At 71.0% G+C, this 14,190-nt stretch carries 13 protein-coding genes; 8 read left to right on the top strand and 5 right to left on the bottom strand.

The features are described 5' to 3' along the window. Positions 1–3 precede the first annotated feature (3 nt). From GWK16_RS20930 to GWK16_RS20920, 3 genes are all read left to right on the top strand, one after another. Positions 4–582, top strand: a complete 579-nt coding sequence (locus GWK16_RS20930; protein ID WP_170055918.1) for a tetratricopeptide repeat protein — start codon at positions 4–6, stop codon at positions 580–582. A 56-nt stretch (positions 583–638) separates the two neighbouring features. Beyond that, entirely contained in the window at positions 639–1,715 is a 1,077-nt protein-coding gene (gene ada, locus GWK16_RS20925; protein ID WP_170055917.1) for a bifunctional DNA-binding transcriptional regulator/O6-methylguanine-DNA methyltransferase Ada, read from the top strand. A 76-nt stretch (positions 1,716–1,791) separates the two neighbouring features. Then, entirely contained in the window at positions 1,792–2,745 is a 954-nt protein-coding gene (locus GWK16_RS20920) for a 2-hydroxyacid dehydrogenase (RefSeq protein ID WP_170055916.1), read from the top strand. A gap of 11 nt (positions 2,746–2,756) precedes the next feature. On the opposite strand, the gene pyk is transcribed toward GWK16_RS20920, so the two are convergent. The 3 genes from pyk to GWK16_RS20905 form a co-directional block, all read right to left on the bottom strand. Beyond that, positions 2,757–4,190: a pyruvate kinase gene (gene pyk / locus GWK16_RS20915; protein ID WP_211187638.1), complete on the bottom strand. Its 1,434-nt coding sequence runs from the start codon at positions 4,188–4,190 to the stop codon at positions 2,757–2,759. Between the two features lie 283 nt (positions 4,191–4,473). Further along, positions 4,474–5,448: a DUF2332 family protein gene (locus GWK16_RS20910; RefSeq protein WP_170055915.1), complete on the bottom strand. Its 975-nt coding sequence runs from the start codon at positions 5,446–5,448 to the stop codon at positions 4,474–4,476. Further along, positions 5,445–6,725, bottom strand: coding sequence for a glycerate kinase type-2 family protein (locus GWK16_RS20905; RefSeq protein WP_170055914.1), 1,281 nt, complete (start codon positions 6,723–6,725; stop codon positions 5,445–5,447). Before GWK16_RS20905 ends, GWK16_RS20910 begins: the two co-directional genes overlap by 4 nt. Before the next feature lie 84 nt (positions 6,726–6,809). On the opposite strand from GWK16_RS20905, the gene GWK16_RS20900 reads away from it, so the two are divergent. Then, a complete protein-coding gene (locus GWK16_RS20900) occupies positions 6,810–7,121 on the top strand; it encodes a DUF1244 domain-containing protein (RefSeq protein ID WP_170055913.1) in 312 nt (103 codons plus the stop codon). A gap of 66 nt (positions 7,122–7,187) precedes the next feature. Continuing rightward, a complete protein-coding gene (locus GWK16_RS20895; RefSeq protein ID WP_168042659.1) occupies positions 7,188–7,454 on the top strand; it encodes a DUF2312 domain-containing protein in 267 nt (88 codons plus the stop codon). Positions 7,455–7,690: 236 nt separating this feature from the next. Here the strand turns inward: GWK16_RS20895 and GWK16_RS20890 are convergent, their stop codons facing one another. After that, on the bottom strand, positions 7,691–8,425 hold the full coding sequence (locus tag GWK16_RS20890; RefSeq protein WP_170055912.1) for a GntR family transcriptional regulator: 735 nt from the start codon (positions 8,423–8,425) through the stop codon (positions 7,691–7,693). Between the two features lie 147 nt (positions 8,426–8,572). Here GWK16_RS20890 and GWK16_RS20885 point away from each other — a divergent pair, with 147 nt between their 5' ends. Genes GWK16_RS20885 through GWK16_RS20875 form a run of 3 tightly spaced genes read left to right on the top strand, consistent with a single transcriptional unit; the run spans position 8,573 to position 11,736 of the window. Continuing rightward, positions 8,573–9,904: an aspartate aminotransferase family protein gene (locus GWK16_RS20885; protein WP_170055911.1), complete on the top strand. Its 1,332-nt coding sequence runs from the start codon at positions 8,573–8,575 to the stop codon at positions 9,902–9,904. Beyond that, the gene (locus GWK16_RS20880) at positions 9,904–10,920 is read left to right on the top strand and encodes an amino acid ABC transporter substrate-binding protein (RefSeq protein WP_170055910.1); all 1,017 of its coding nucleotides are present in this window, start codon (positions 9,904–9,906) and stop codon (positions 10,918–10,920) included. Before GWK16_RS20885 ends, GWK16_RS20880 begins: the two co-directional genes overlap by 1 nt. 42 nt (positions 10,921–10,962) lie before the next feature. Continuing rightward, positions 10,963–11,736 (top strand): class II aldolase/adducin family protein, encoded by a 774-nt coding sequence (locus GWK16_RS20875; protein WP_170055909.1) that lies wholly within the window; start codon positions 10,963–10,965, stop codon positions 11,734–11,736. A gap of 43 nt (positions 11,737–11,779) precedes the next feature. On the opposite strand, the gene GWK16_RS20870 is transcribed toward GWK16_RS20875, so the two are convergent. Then, on the bottom strand, positions 11,780–14,149 hold the full coding sequence (locus GWK16_RS20870) for a transketolase-like TK C-terminal-containing protein (protein ID WP_248291532.1): 2,370 nt from the start codon (positions 14,147–14,149) through the stop codon (positions 11,780–11,782). Between the last annotated feature and the right edge of the window lie 41 nt (positions 14,150–14,190).

The raw sequence follows: 14,190 nt of genomic DNA, 5'->3' as shown, positions 1-14,190 counted from the left end.
GCCATGCGCGCCGTCCTTGTCCTCCTGGTCCTGCTGACCGCTCCCGGCCTCGCGCCGGCGCAGCAGCAGCGGCCGGCAGGCGGCCGCGGGGCGGAAGCCGCACGCCCCGACCTCGACACGCTGTTCGAGGCGCTGAAGGCCGCTCCGGACGAGGCCTCCGCCGCCATGGTGGAATCGCGCATCCGCGCCGCCTGGGTGGCGCAGGCCTCCCCGGCGGCGGTGCTGCTGCTGCGCCGCGGCGCACGCAACCTGGCCGCGCGAACGAATGATGAGGCGCTCGAGGATTTCGACGCGGCCATCATCCTCTCCCCCACCTCCGCCGAGGCCTGGCACCAGCGCGCCCAGGCCTATGCGGCGCTCGGCGACGCTACGGCCGCCGCGCGCGACTTGCAGGAGGCGCTGCGCCTCGAGCCCCGGCATTTCGGCGCGCTGATGACCCTGTCGATCCTGCAGGAGGACCGCGGCGACGCCCGTGCGGCGCTGCGCAGCCTGGAAGCCGCGATTTCGCTCTACCCCCGCCTGCCCGGCAGTGAGCAGCGCTTGCGCGAACTCCGCCGCAAGGCCGAGGGCGACGCCACCTGAGTGCTCCGGCGCAACGGGCGGATGGCTGCCCGGCGCCCCATATGGGAGGAGGAGCCATGCCCGACGCCCTTCTCCCCGCCGATCCCGACGCTGCCCGCTGGGCCGCCGTCCTTGCCCGCGACCCGAAGCCGGGCTGCGGGCCGTTCCTCTACGCGGTCACGACGCAGGGGGTGTTCTGCCGGCCTGGCTGTCCCTCCCGACCGCCGCTGCGACGGAACACCCGCTTCTTCGCCGATGTCGGCGCCGCCGAGGGCGCGGGCTTCCGCGCCTGCAAGCGCTGCGACCCCAAGGGCGAGCGCGCCGGCATCCATGCCGCGGCGATCCGCGCCGCCTGCGACCTGATCGAGCAGAGCGAGACGATCCCCTCGCTGGCGACGCTCGCCGACCGTGCAGGGTATGCGCGGCACCATTTCCTGCGGCTGTTCCGCGAGATTGTCGGCGTCACGCCGCGGTCCTATGCCGAGAGCGTCCGCGCGCGGCGGCTGTCGGCCGCGCTCGCTTCCGGCGCGCGGGTCGCCGATGCGGTCGCCGAGGCCGGCTTCGGCAGCGAGAGCCGGGTCTATGAGGACACCGCGCGCACCCTCGGCATGACGCCGGGTGCCGCGCGGCGCGGTGGGGCCGGCGAGGTGATCCGCGTCGCGCTGACCGACAGCGCGCTCGGTCCGCTGATGGTGGGCGCGACGGACAAGGGCGTCTGCTTCATCGGCTTCGGCGAGGACGAGGCCGGCCTGCGCGGCGACGTCATGCAGCGCTTCCCCAAGGCGCGCATCGTCGACGCGCCGGAAGACCTCGCGGACATCATCCGCACGGTCGTCGGCTTCGTGGCCGAGCCGCGCGCGGCGCTGGACCTGCCGCTCGACCTGCGCGGCACGGCCTTCCAGAAGCGGGTGTGGGAGGCGTTGCGGGCGATCCCGCTGGGCGAGACGCGGACCTATTCCGGCCTCGCCGCCGCGATCGGCGAGCCGCGGGCGACGCGTGCCGTCGCGCGGGCCTGCGCGCAGAACAAGGTGTCGCTCGCCGTCCCCTGCCATCGCGTCGTGGGCAAGGATGGCGACCTGACAGGCTATCGCTGGGGGGTGGAGCGCAAACGCGTGCTGCTCGCAGGCGAGAAGGCGGGCCGGGCCCGGGGTTGAGCCCGCGGGCGTGGCGTGCTGCGGTGCAATATCGCGGCCGCGAATTTGGCGGCCCGCAGCGCCCGGAGCCGCCACCATGCCTGAGCCTATCCTTCTCGCCTTCGGAGTCTCCGCACGCATGCGCGGCCGGCTCGAGGCGCTCTACGAGGTCCACGGACCCGTCGGCGGCGTAAGGCCGGAAACCGTCCCGCCCGAGGCGCGGCACGCCCGAGTTCTGATCACCATCGGCGGGCACCGCACCGATGCGGCGCTGATGGATGCGCTGCCCGATCTCGGCCTGATCGCCTGCTACGGCACGGGGTATGAGGGCGTGGACCTTGCCGCGGCGAAGGCGCGGGGCATCCAGGTGACGCATGCGAAGGACGCGAATGCGACGAGCGTGGCGGAATTCGCCATGGGCCTCGTCATCGCCGCGTCGCGCGACATGACCAAGGGCGAGCGCATGCTGCGCGCGGGCGAATGGCCGAACCGCAAGGCCGAGCGCATGCCGCTGGTGCCGGGCCTGGCCGGGCAGCGGATGGGCATCTACGGCCTCGGCGCCATCGGCATGCGCGTCGCGACGCGTGCCGCGGCCTTCGAGATGGAGGTCGGCTACCACGGCCGCGCGCCGCGGGACGGCATCGGCTACGAATACCACCCCACGCTGCGTGGCCTCGCCGAATGGTGCGACGTGCTGGTGGTTGCGGTGCGCGCCACGCCGGCGAACCGCCATGCCGTCGATCGCGAGGTGCTCGCGGCGCTGGGCAAGCACGGCGTGCTGGTGAACGTCGCGCGCGGCCTGGTGGTGGACGAAGCGGCGCTGACCGAGGCGCTGGAACAGGGGGCGATCGCCGCCGCGGGCCTCGATGTCTTCGAGCACGAACCGCATGTGCCGGAAGCCTTGCGCGCCCTGCCGAACGCCGTGCTGACGCCGCACATGGCGGCCTTCACGCTGTCGGCGCAGCGGGCGCAGGCAAAGGTGATGCTGGACGCGTTGGAAGACTTCTTCGCGGGACGGACGCCGATGAATCTCGTGGCCGAGATGGCCTGACGCCCGCGGGGCTACCGCACCACCGCCACCCGCAGCGCATTCGTCGTCCCCGGCGTGCCGAAGGGCACGCCGGCGGTGACCACCACCTCGTCGCCGTTCTTGGCGAAGCCTTCGTGCTGCGCGGCGCGCACGGCGCGGGCGACCATCTCGGTCATGGAGTGGATCTCGTTCACCTCGAGCGGATGCACGCCCCACACCACTGCCATCCGGCGCGCGGTCTGGCCGCTCGCGGTGAGGCCGAGGATCGGGCAGTTCGGCCGCTCCCGCGCCACGCGCAGCGTCGTCGATCCGGTGGAGGAGAAGGTCGCGATCACCTCGGCGTCGATCGTCTCGGCCACCTGCCGGGCGGCGGTAGAGATCGCGCCCGCGCTGGTCTTCTCCGGCGGCGGGCGGGAGGCGTCGGTGATGCGCCGCCAATCCGGGTCCTGCTCCACGCGGGCGACGATGCGGTCCATCATGTTGACCGCCTCGTAGGGATACTGGCCGGCGGCCGTCTCGGCCGAGAGCATCACGGCATCCGCCCCGTCAAAGACCGCCGTGCCGACGTCGCTGACCTCGGCCCGCGTGGGGGAGGGCGCGGTGATCATCGATTCCAGCATCTGCGTCGCGACGACGACCGGCTTGCCCAGTGCGCGTGCCGCGCGGACGATGCGCTTCTGCACCAGCGGCACTTCCTCGGGCGGCAATTCGACGCCGAGGTCGCCGCGCGCCACCATCACGCAATCGGTCAGTTCCAGGATGGCGTCGAGGTTCTCGACCGCCTGCGGCTTCTCCATCTTCACCATCACCCAGGCGCGGCCATCGGCGATGCGCTTGGTCTCGGCGACGTCCTCGGCGCGCTGCACGAAGGACAGGCCGATGTACTCGATGCCGAGCGGCAGCACGAAATCGAGGTCGGCGCGGTCCTTCTCCGTCAGGGCAGGGATCGGCAGGGTCACGTCGGGCACGTTGACGCCCTTGCGATCCGACAGAGGCCCGCCGACCACCACTTCCGTCTCGAGGTGATCGGGCCGCGCGCGGGTGACGCGCAGCCGCAGCTTGCCGTCGTCGAGCAGCAGCGTGGTGCCGATCTGCGCCGCCTGAATGATCTCGGTGTGCGGCAGGTTCACCCTGCGGACGTCGCCCGGCGTCGGGTTCAGGTCGAGCCGGAAGGGCTGACCGGTCTGCAGTTGCACCCGCCCGGCCTGGAACTTGCCGACCCGGAGCTTCGGCCCCTGCACGTCGGCGAGGATGCCGATGGGGCGGCCGACGCGGCGCTCGACCTCCCGGATCGCGACGATCCGGGCGGCATGGTCCTCGTGGCTGCCATGGGAGAAGTTCAGCCGGAACACGTCGGCGCCGGCGCGATGCAGGCGCTCGATCACCTCGAGGCTCGACGAGGCCGGGCCGAGCGTCGCGATGATCTTCGTCCGGCGGCGCCGGCGCAGCACCGGCCGCAACGGCATCCGGGCCGCGGGACCCTCTGCCCGGGGCGCGGGGGGTGCGGTCAGGTCCGGTCGGATGATCGTGGGCGCCACGCCGAGGATCCGCGCCACATCGACCACCCGGTCGTCCGGAACGCGCTTCCACTGCGACACGGCGGCGGTGGAAATGCCGAGTTCGGTCGCGATCCGGGTGATGGCGCCGCGGCGGGCGAAGAGGTCTTCGAGGGCTGGGTCTCGCATGGCAGCGTTCTTAGCATGGATAAGATCGCCTGCGAATGGCCATGAGCGCCTTACGAATTGTAAGTTATCCGGTGCCTTCGAGCCATTCCATCGCCGCACCATGCGGATCGGTCCAGGCGACCGGCGCGCCGTTCACGGACAACAGGAAGCGGCCGGGCACCGGCGGCGCGCCGAGGCCCTGCGCGCGTTCCGGCAGGACCGAAGGTGCTTCGTTGGCGATCCAGATCGGAGCGATACGGCGGGCCTCCACCGCGAAGGCTTGCCGCTCGGCCGCCTCTGCAACGTAGCTCAGCACGGCGGTGTGGAAGACAACGAGCGTGGCACCCTTCGGCGCCTGGGCCGCCAAGGCAACAAGGTCGGACCGGAGGTCGCCCTTCACGATCGGGGGACGCGCCGTCGATGCAATGGCGAGCGCGGCCCGCAGCCGTTCCGCCCGCGCCTGCTGCTCGGGCCAGACCAGCGTCATCAGCCAATCCGCCGTCTCCGGATCGGCAGCATCGAGCGGATTGAGGTCGAGCCCGGCCCGCCAGACGACCTGCGGCGACCTGTCGGGCAGGGGGGTGGCTGCATCGGCCTTGCAGGGAAACACCGGCGCGGCGGGGTCCGATGGCCCAAGCCGCGCCCGGCCGTAGTCGTAGCCGTAACGGTCCGGCAGCAGGCACAGCCCAGCCGAGGCGCCGACCTCGATCAACGCCAGCGGCTGCTGCAGGCGGGTCAGCACGGGCAGCAGGACCGCGCAGCGCCCCGGCTCGTTGGTCTGCGTCGAGCGCGCGAGGATGATCTCGCGGATCCCGGCGAAGTCCTCGAGGAACCAGGCGCGGAACTGCGGCCATCCGCTGGCCACGCCGTGCCGGTGACGCACGGCGGCGAGTACGAGGTTCGGCTGCTGCTTCGCCTCGGGCAGCGTTGCGATGTGGGCGAGCACCGCGGCGTCCGCCGCGATGGCCTCGGTGATCGCCGCGTAGAGCGGCGAGCGCCCCCGCGCTTCCTCCGCGGCGAACCGCCGATAGCGATCGGCGATGGCGTCCTCGCGGGTCACGCCACCAGGATCGCCCGGAAGTCGTTGACGTTGGTCAGGGTCGGACCGGTCGTCACGAGGTCCCCCAGCGTGGAGAACAGCCGGTGGCTGTCGTGGCCGGCGAGTAGCGCCCGTGGGTCGAGGCCCGCGGCCCGGGCCCGCGCGAGCGTGTCGGGTGCGGCAATGGCGCCGGCATTCTCCTCGGACCCGTCGATGCCGTCGGTGTCGCCCATCAGGGCCCAGAGGCCCGGAGCGCCCGCGAGGCCCAGTGTGCAACCGAGCAGGCATTCGCCGTTCCGGCCCCCGCGGCCCGGCATCTCCGCGCGGATCGTCACCGTCGTCTCGCCGCCCGAGAGCAGCACGCAGGGGCCCGGCACGGGGTGGCCGTGGGTGCGCGCGGACAGGGCGATGCCGGCCAGGACGGTGCCGACCTCACGCGCCTCGCCTTCCAGCGCGTCGCCCAGGATCAGCGGCGCGAGCCCCAGGCCGCGCGCGGCCTCGGCGGCTGCTTCCAGTGCCATCTGCGGCGTCGCGATGAAGCGGTAGTCCGGCATGCCGAGGCGCGGATCGCCCGGCTTCGGGCTTTCCTCGGCGGCCGCGGTGAGATGCGCCGCCACCGGCGGCGGCAGCACCATGCGATAATGCGCAACGAGGGCGCGCGCATCGGCGAAGGTGGATGGGTCGGGCACGGTTGGCCCGGACGCGATCACCGTCGAGTCGTCGCCGGGCACGTCGGAGATGGCGAGCGTGACGACCCGTGCCGGATGGGCCGCCGCCGCGAGCCGCCCGCCCGAGAAGGCGGAAAGGTGCCGCCGGATGCAGTTCATCTCGTGGATGGTCGCCCCGGATGCGAGCAGCGCCTTGTTCACCGCGATCAGGTCCGGCAGCGACAGCCCGTGCGCTGGCAGGGTCGTCAGCGAGGATCCGCCGCCCGACACCAGGAACAGCACGAGATCCTGCGGCCCGGCCGCGGCGGCGAGGTCGAGCATCCGCTGCGCCGCGCGCGCCCCGGCCTCGTCCGGCACCGGGTGGGAGGATTCCGCGACCTCGATGCGCGTGGTGGGGTAGCCGTGCCCATAGCGGGTGACGACCAGCCCGGACAGATCCGCATCCGGCCAGGCCGCTTCGACCGCCGCCGCCATCACCGCCGCCGACTTGCCCGCGCCGAGCACCAGCACGCGGCCGGACGGTCTTTCCGGCAGGTGCCGCGCCAGGACCACACGCGGATCGGCCGCCGCGACGGCGGCGTCGAAGAGGCGGCGGAGCGCGGCTCGGGCCGCGGCATCGTCGAAGGCCATGTGGATAACTTCTCCCCTCGCGCCAGTATGGCGAAGGCGGTGCGGATGGGCCATCTAGGGCGGCAGGACGAGGAGACCCGCACCATGCCCGTTCCCGAAATGGACGACGCGACGCGCACCGAACTCGAGGCCGCAGCCTTCCGCCGCCTGGTCCAGCACCTGCGCGATCGGACCGATGTGCAGAACATCGACATGATGAATCTGGCCGGCTTCTGCCGGAACTGCCTGTCCCGCTGGTACCGCGAGGCGGCCGAGGCCAAGGGCATCGGCCTTGCGGATCCCGATGCGCGGGAGATCGTCTACGGCATGCCCTACAAGGAATGGCAGGCGAAGCATCAGACCGAGGCGAGCGCCGAGCAGAAGGCGAAGTTCGCCAAGGCCCAGACGGGGCATTGAGAGGGACGATTGATGGCGAAGAAGCCCAAGGCTAAACCCGCGTCCCTTCAGACGACGGGTAGGTCTATGTCTCAGGCTGCGACGAAGGACGACACCGAGGTCGGCGGCATTGCCGCGGATCGGCTGCGCTCGATCATCGAGCGGGTGGAGCGCCTCGAGGAGGAGAAGAAGGCGCTCTCCTCCGATATCAAGGACATCATGGCGGAAGCGAAGTCCGCCGGCTTTGACGTGAAGGTGATCCGCCAGATCATCCGCATCCGCAAGCAGGAGCCGGCCGAGGTCGAGGAGCAGGAGACGCTGCTCGACCTGTACCGCCGCGCTCTCGGCATGTGACGCGGCTGCGCCCCGTTCGATCGGTCACGCCGATCGTCTGGGGCGCAGGCCGTTGCCTGCGACGCGGGCCTTCGCCGCCAGGCAGACTTGCAGCCCAGCCAGCAGCGGAACCGATACCAGCAGCATCCGGGAATTGCCGGTCGAAAGGGCGCGGGTGCGAAACTCGCGCGGCCTTGCCCGGCAGCTTCTTGCCGACCTCCGCACCGAGGCAGGACAGCATCGCGACACCGCAGCCCTTACCCTCGTGCCCGGCGTCGCTTGTCCGCCGGTCCTGACCCCGCCGGGGCGGCGCCCTCGAACGCCACGGCATCCAGCAGGAAGGCCGTCATCCGTCCGATCTCGGTCTTGAGTTCCTGGGCAGCTTCGTCCCCGGCGCCGCGACGCAACGCGGCGAGCATCAACTCGTGCCGGTGCGCGGCTTCGGGCGGACGCCCCATCAGGATCCACCGCGCATCCCAGAACAACGGACCACGGCGGAGCCACAACGCCTCGATCATGCTGAGCAGCATGGGCGCGCCGGCCTCGCGATAGAGGCCGAACAGGAATTCCCGGTCCTTCCTGAGGTAGATCTCGGGCTTGCCGGCGGCCCGCGCGGCGTCGTGCTCGGCCACGACCGCCGCCAGGCGGTCGAGCGTCCGCGCCGTCACGCGGGTCGCGGCGAGGCGCACCGCGAGCGGTTCGAGTTCCGCGCGGATGGTGCTGACCTCCTGGAAGGCTGCCCGGGTCAAGCGAGGGACGAGGACGGTGCCGGAGGGCAGGGCGTCCAGCGCCTGTTCCGTGGCCAGCCGCCGCAACGCCGTCCGTGCCGGCATCGGGCTGGTGCCGAGCGCCTCGGCGATGCGGCGGATCGACAGTTTCTCGCCCGGGCTGAAGATCCCTTCGACCAGCGCCTGGCGCAGCCGGCGATAGGCGCGTTCCTCAAGTGGGAGGTCGCCGCCGTCGATATCCGGAAGGTACAGCGTGATTGTCATGAACCAGTCTTTGTGATCACATTTGCTCCACAAACTATATGGCGCAATCGGGCTGCGCGCCGAACACTTCTCTCCGTAGCCCATACCGGAGTGCTCCCCGATGCCCAACCGGCTGCCGCCCCTCCCGTCCTGCCGCTGCGGTGCGCCATGAGCACCGCCCTCGATACCCGCCGGAACAGCCTCGATCTGCCGGGTGCCGTCGCGGCGGCGCGGGAGGCCTACGCTGCGAAGCGGCCGCGCAGCGCGGCGCTGCACGAACAGGCGCTCGAAGTGCTGGGCGGCGGGAACACCCGGACCGTCATCGCCTACGCACCGTTCCCGACCGCCATGACGCGGGGCGAGGAATGCCGGCTGTGGGACCTCGACGGTCACGAGTATCTCGACCTCTGCGGCGAATACACCGCCGGGTTGTTCGGGCATTCCGAGCCGCGCATCCACGCGGTGCTGCATGACGTCCTTCGTCGCGGCATCAACTTCGCCTCGGTCGGGCCGGGCGAGGAGAAGCTCGCCCGCCTGTTGTGCGGGCGTTTCCCGTCGCTGGAACGGGTGCGCTTCACCAACAGCGGCACCGAGGCGAACCTGATGGCGCTGACCGCGGCGCGGGCCTTCACCGGCCGCTCGAAGATCATGGCGTTCCGCGGCGGCTACCATGGCGGCGTGCTGACCTTCCCGTTCGCCGGCGTCAGCCTCGCCACGCTGCCGATGCCCTTCGTGATGGCCGACTACAACGACGTCGCGAGCGCGACGGCCGTGGCGCGGGAACATGCGGCGGACCTGGCCGCCATCATCGTCGAGCCCATGCAGGGCTCCGGCGGCTGCATCCCGGCGCTGCCCGACTTCCTTGCCGCCCTTCGCGCCCTCGCCACCGAGACAGGTGCGCTGCTCATCTTCGACGAGGTGATGACCAGCCGTCATTCGGCCGGCGGGATGCAGGCACGGCTCGGCATCACCCCGGACATGACGACGCTCGGCAAGTACATCGCTGGCGGCATGTCCTTCGGTGCCTTCGGCGGCCGGGCGGACGTCATGGCCCAGTTCGGCGGCAAGCTCGCCCACGCCGGCACCTTCAACAACAACGTGCTGTCGATGAATGCGGGCGTCGTCGCCATGGGCGAGATCTTCACCGCCGAGGCCGCCGAAGCGTTGTATCGGCGCGGGGAAAGCTTGCGCGCGCGGCTGAACGCCCTGGCGGCGGCAGCGGGCGCGCCTCTGTCCTTCACCGGCATCGGTTCCATGGTGACGGCGCATTTCCGCACGCCGGCGCCGGATCGCCCCTATGCCCAAGGGCAGAGCGAGGAACAACTGCGGGAGCTGTTCTTCTTCGACATGCTGGAGGCGGGCATCTACCTGGCCCGGCGGGGCATGGTCGCGCTGAGCCTGCCGGTCGGCGAGGCGGAGCTCGATCGCTTCGTGGCGGCGGTGGCCGCGTTCATCGACAATCGCGCGGAACAGCTCCGCGCCGGAGGGATCATCGGCTGATGCGCAACGCGATCTTCGCCTGCCTCGCGGCAGGCCTGCTGGCCGTCTCGGCCCCGGCGCAGGCCGGGCCCACGCTCGATGCGGTGCGCCAGAACGGGGCCGTGCGTTGCGGCGTCCCGACCGGCGTCGCGGGCATGGCGCGGCCGGATTCGCAGGGGCGCTGGGTCGGGCTGCATGCCGACATCTGCCGCGCGATCGCCGCAGCGGCGCTGGGCGATGCCGAGAAGGTGCGCTTCGTGCCGCTCACGGCGCAAAGCCGCTTCACCGCGCTGCAGAGCGGTGAGGTGGACGTGCTCGTCTATCTCACGGCCCTGACGCTGTCGCGCGACGCGACCCTGGGGCTGAGCATCGTGGCGCCGCCCTATTTCTATACGGGCCAGGGCTTCCTCGTGCGCCGCAGCCTGAATGTCACGCGCGCCACGGAACTGGACGGGGCCACGGTCTGCGCCACGCAGGGCAGCGTCATCGAGCGCAACCTCAACGACTTCGCGCAGCGGTCCAACATCCGGCTCACGACGATCGCCTTCGACACCCAGCCGAGCGTCATCGCCGCCTTCTTCGCCGGGCGGTGCGACGCCATCAGCAACGATATGATCAGCCTCAGCGCCAACCGGCTCGCGGCACCCGATCCGAATGCGGTGATGCTGCTGCCGGAGCTGATCGCGAAGGAGCCGCATGGCGCGATGGTGCGCAACGGCGACGTCGAATGGGGACTACTTGTGCGCTGGACCATTTCCGCCCTGATCCAGGCCGAGGAATTCGGCCTGACGCGCGAGAATGTCGAAGCCACGCGCGCCAGCACCACCGACCCGCAGGTCCGCCGCTTCCTCGGGCTGAACGAGAATGTCGGCGCCGGGATCGGGCTGCGGGACGATTGGGCCTTCCAGGTCGTCCGCCAGGTCGGCGACTATGGTACGCTGTATGAACGCCATGCCGGGTCGCAGGGCCTCGGGCTGGATCGCGGCTTGAACCGCCTCTGGACCCAGGGTGGGATGATGATGAGCTGGCTCTGGTAACGGAATCCGGCGGCGTTCCCGGGACGACGGAAGGAAACATCCATGGACAGCCTGCAAACCACGCCGCCGGACCTCCTCGAGGCCCAGCGCCGCCAGGCGCGCATCGACCTCGCCGCCGCGCATCGGCTCGCGGTCCTCGACGACTATCACGAGGCGATCGACAACCACTTCACGCTGGTGGTGCCCGGCCGTCCGCGCCGCTTCTACCTGAACGAATTCGGCCTCCATTGGAACGAGGTCACGGCCAGCAACCTGATGGAAGTGTCCTTCGACGGCGAGGTGATTGAGGGCAAGGGGCCGGCGGATCGCAGCGCGATCTGCATCCATGCGCCGATCCACGAGGCGACCGGCGCAGCCTGCGTGCTGCACACGCACATGCCGTATTCGACGGCGCTGTCGCAGCTGGAGGACATGACCGTCGAGATGACGGGGCAGGGGGCGCTGCAGTTCAACGGCCGCATCGCCTACGACTACGACTACAACGGCTTCGCCCATGAACATGCCGAGGGCGAGCGGATGGCGGCGCTGATGGGCGACAAGGTCATCCTGATGATGGCCAATCACGGCGTCGTCGTGATCGGCGACACCGTCGCCCAGGCCTATCGGCGCCTCTACTTCCTCGAGCGCGCTTGCCGCACGCAGCTCTTCTCGATGTGGACCGGCCAGCGTCGCCGCTTCGTGAAGGAGGAGGTGCTGGAGAAGATGCGCGCGCAGGCAGCGTGGAAGGATCCGACCCTGACCATGAGCGCCTCCGACTATCACTTCGCGGCGCTCAAGCGGATGCTCGACCGGACGCAGCCGGACTACGCGCAGTAGCCCGGCCGCCGAAGCCGGCGACGGAGGGAGGATCCTTCTTCCGTCAGCCGGCAAGCCGGCGGCCCGGGGAACCCGCCTGCGCGGCGCGCAGGATCGCCGCCGTATCCAGCCCGTAGGCACCGTAGAGTTCGGAGATCGTGCCGCTCTGGCCGAAGCGGTCCACGCCGAGGGCCTTGGTGCGATGGCCCTCCACGCTGCCCAGCCAGGCGAGGGCCGTGGGATGCGCATCGGTGACGGTCACCAGGCAGCAATGGCGCGGCAATGATCGCAGCAGGCGTTCGACATGGCTGGGCGCGGGGTCGTCGCCGTCCATCCGCGCCGCTTCCGCCGTCCGCCAGCCGGAGAAGAGCCGGTCGGCCGAGGTCACGGCGAGCACGGCGACGTCGCGCCGGTGCTCGGCGAGCAGGCCCGCCGCGGCGATCGCCTCGGGAGCGACGGCGCCGGCATAGACGATCGCGACCGCGCAGTTCGGGCCGGGGGCGCGCATCCAGTAGCCGCCCTGCACGATGTCCTCGGCCAGGGCCGGCGTCATCGCGCGCCGCGGCTGCTCCAGCGCGCGGGTGGACAGGCGGAGGTAGACCGAGCCGCCCTGGTCGCCCGGCGCCTGCACATGGCCGAGCGACCAGCCGAGGATCGCCGCCAGCTCATCCACGAAGGCCGGTTCGAAGGAGGACAGGCCCGGCTGCGCCATGCCGATCAGCGGCGTGTTGATCGACTGGTGCGCACCGCCTTCCGGCGCGAGCGTGATGCCCGAGGGCGTGCCGGCCAGGATGAAGCGCGCATCCTGGTAGCAGGCGTAGTTCATCGCATCGAGGCCGCGGCAGACGAAGGGATCGTAGAGCGTGCCGACCGGGATCAGCCGCTGGCCGAACAGGCTGTCCGACAGGCCGAGGGCCGAGAGCATCAGGAACAGGTTCATCTCGGCGATGCCGAGTTCCATGTGCTGCCCGGCCGGCCCGGCATCCCAGCGGAAGGCCGAGGGGATCTTCTCGTCGCGGAACAGGTCGCGGCGCGGATCGCGCGCGAACAGCCCGCGCCGCCCGACCCAGCCGCCGAGGTTGGTCGACACCGTCACGTCCGGGCTGGTGGTGACGATGCGGTCGGCGATCGGCGCGTCGCCCTTGGCCAGCGCATGCAGCAACTGGCCGAAACCGGCCTGGGTCGAGACCGCGCCCTGAGCCTCGGGCGCCACGATCTCGGGCACCGGCAGCGCCGGCGCCGAAAGGCGACGCGGGCCGCCGGCATTGAAGCGCGCGCCGGCGAGGAAGCGCCGCAGATCCGCCGCGTCGATGCGCAGACCCTCGGCGATGTCCCACTCATGGCCGGGCCGGATGCCCATGGTGGCGCGCCACGCTTCCATCTGCTGCGGGTTGAGCAGACCGGCATGGTTGTCCTTGTGGCCCGCCAGCGGCAGGCCCATGCCCTTGATGGTGTAGGCCAGGAAGCAGACCGGGCGGTCATGGTCGATGCCCCGGAAGGCATCGAGCAGCATGCCGAGGTCATGGCCGCCGAGATTGGTCATCAGCGCCGCGAGCTCGGCGTCGCTGCGCCGGGCGAGCAGCGCCGAGACATCGCCCTGGTCGCCGAGGTCATCCTCGAGCCGCCGGCGCCAGGCCGCGCCGCCGCGGAAGGTCAGCGCGGAGTAGAGCGCGTTGGGGCAGGCATCGATCCAGGCGCGCAGCGCCTCGCCGCCCGGCTCGGCGAAGGCGGCCTGCTGCAGCCTTCCGTATTTCAGCACCACCACGTCCCAGCCCATGGTCGCGAAGGTGCCCAGGATCTTGTCGTTCACGCCCTCGCCGATCACGGCGTCGAGGCTCTGGCGGTTGTAGTCGATCACCCACCAGGTGTTGCGGAGCCCGTGGCGGGAGCCTTCGAGCAGCGCCTCGTAGATGTTGCCCTCGTCCATCTCGGCGTCGCCGACCAGGGCGATCATGCGGCCTTCGGGGCGCGTGCCGCCCCAGCCATGCAGCCGCACGTAGTCCTGCACGAGGCTCGCGAAGATCGTCTGCGCCGCGCCGAGGCCGACCGATCCCGTGGAGAAATCGACGTCGTCCGCGTCCTTGGTGCGAGACGGATAGGATTGCGCGCCGCCCAGCGCGCGGAACCGTTCGAGCTGCGTCCGGGTCTGGTTGCCGAGCAGGTACTGGATGGCGTGGAACACCGGCGAGGCGTGCGGCTTCACCGCGACCCTGTCTTCCGGCCGCAGCACGCCGAAGTAGAGCGCCGTCATGATGGTCGCCATGGAGGCCGAGGACGCCTGGTGGCCACCGACCTTCAGCCCGTCCTCATTGGGCCGGACGTGGTTGGCGTGGTGGATCATCCACGCGGATAACCAGAGCACCTTCCGCTCGACCTCGGCCAGCATCCGCGCTTCCTGGCCGGCCATGCCGGCATGGCTGGTGGTGTCGAGCATCGTGTCCTCGTGTCCTGACGCGGTCAGGCTAGGGGATGCGG

It is taken from the genome of Neoroseomonas marina, assembly GCF_012927745.1.
Lineage (GTDB): Bacteria > Pseudomonadota > Alphaproteobacteria > Acetobacterales > Acetobacteraceae > Neoroseomonas > Neoroseomonas marina.
The sequence above is the reverse complement of the archived record's forward strand: the minus strand, read 5'-3'. Positions and strand labels throughout refer to the sequence as shown.

What these genes read in the sequence shown, in the direction of transcription:
- GWK16_RS20930 (WP_170055918.1), top strand. Translation starts at nt 4, where the DNA reads ATGCGCGCCGTCCTTGTCCTCCTGGTCCTGCTGACCGCTCCCGGCCTC.
- ada (WP_170055917.1), top strand. Translation starts at nt 639, where the DNA reads ATGCCCGACGCCCTTCTCCCCGCCGATCCCGACGCTGCCCGCTGGGCC.
- GWK16_RS20920 (WP_170055916.1), top strand. Translation starts at nt 1,792, where the DNA reads ATGCCTGAGCCTATCCTTCTCGCCTTCGGAGTCTCCGCACGCATGCGC.
- pyk (WP_211187638.1), bottom strand. Translation starts at nt 4,190, where the DNA reads ATGCCGTTGCGGCCGGTGCTGCGCCGGCGCCGCCGGACGAAGATCATC.
- GWK16_RS20905 (WP_170055914.1), bottom strand. Translation starts at nt 6,725, where the DNA reads ATGGCCTTCGACGATGCCGCGGCCCGAGCCGCGCTCCGCCGCCTCTTC.
- GWK16_RS20900 (WP_170055913.1), top strand. Translation starts at nt 6,810, where the DNA reads ATGCCCGTTCCCGAAATGGACGACGCGACGCGCACCGAACTCGAGGCC.
- GWK16_RS20895 (WP_168042659.1), top strand. Translation starts at nt 7,188, where the DNA reads ATGTCTCAGGCTGCGACGAAGGACGACACCGAGGTCGGCGGCATTGCC.
- GWK16_RS20890 (WP_170055912.1), bottom strand. Translation starts at nt 8,425, where the DNA reads ATGACAATCACGCTGTACCTTCCGGATATCGACGGCGGCGACCTCCCA.
- GWK16_RS20885 (WP_170055911.1), top strand. Translation starts at nt 8,573, where the DNA reads ATGAGCACCGCCCTCGATACCCGCCGGAACAGCCTCGATCTGCCGGGT.
- GWK16_RS20880 (WP_170055910.1), top strand. Translation starts at nt 9,904, where the DNA reads ATGCGCAACGCGATCTTCGCCTGCCTCGCGGCAGGCCTGCTGGCCGTC.
- GWK16_RS20875 (WP_170055909.1), top strand. Translation starts at nt 10,963, where the DNA reads ATGGACAGCCTGCAAACCACGCCGCCGGACCTCCTCGAGGCCCAGCGC.
- GWK16_RS20870 (WP_248291532.1), bottom strand. Translation starts at nt 14,149, where the DNA reads ATGCTCGACACCACCAGCCATGCCGGCATGGCCGGCCAGGAAGCGCGG.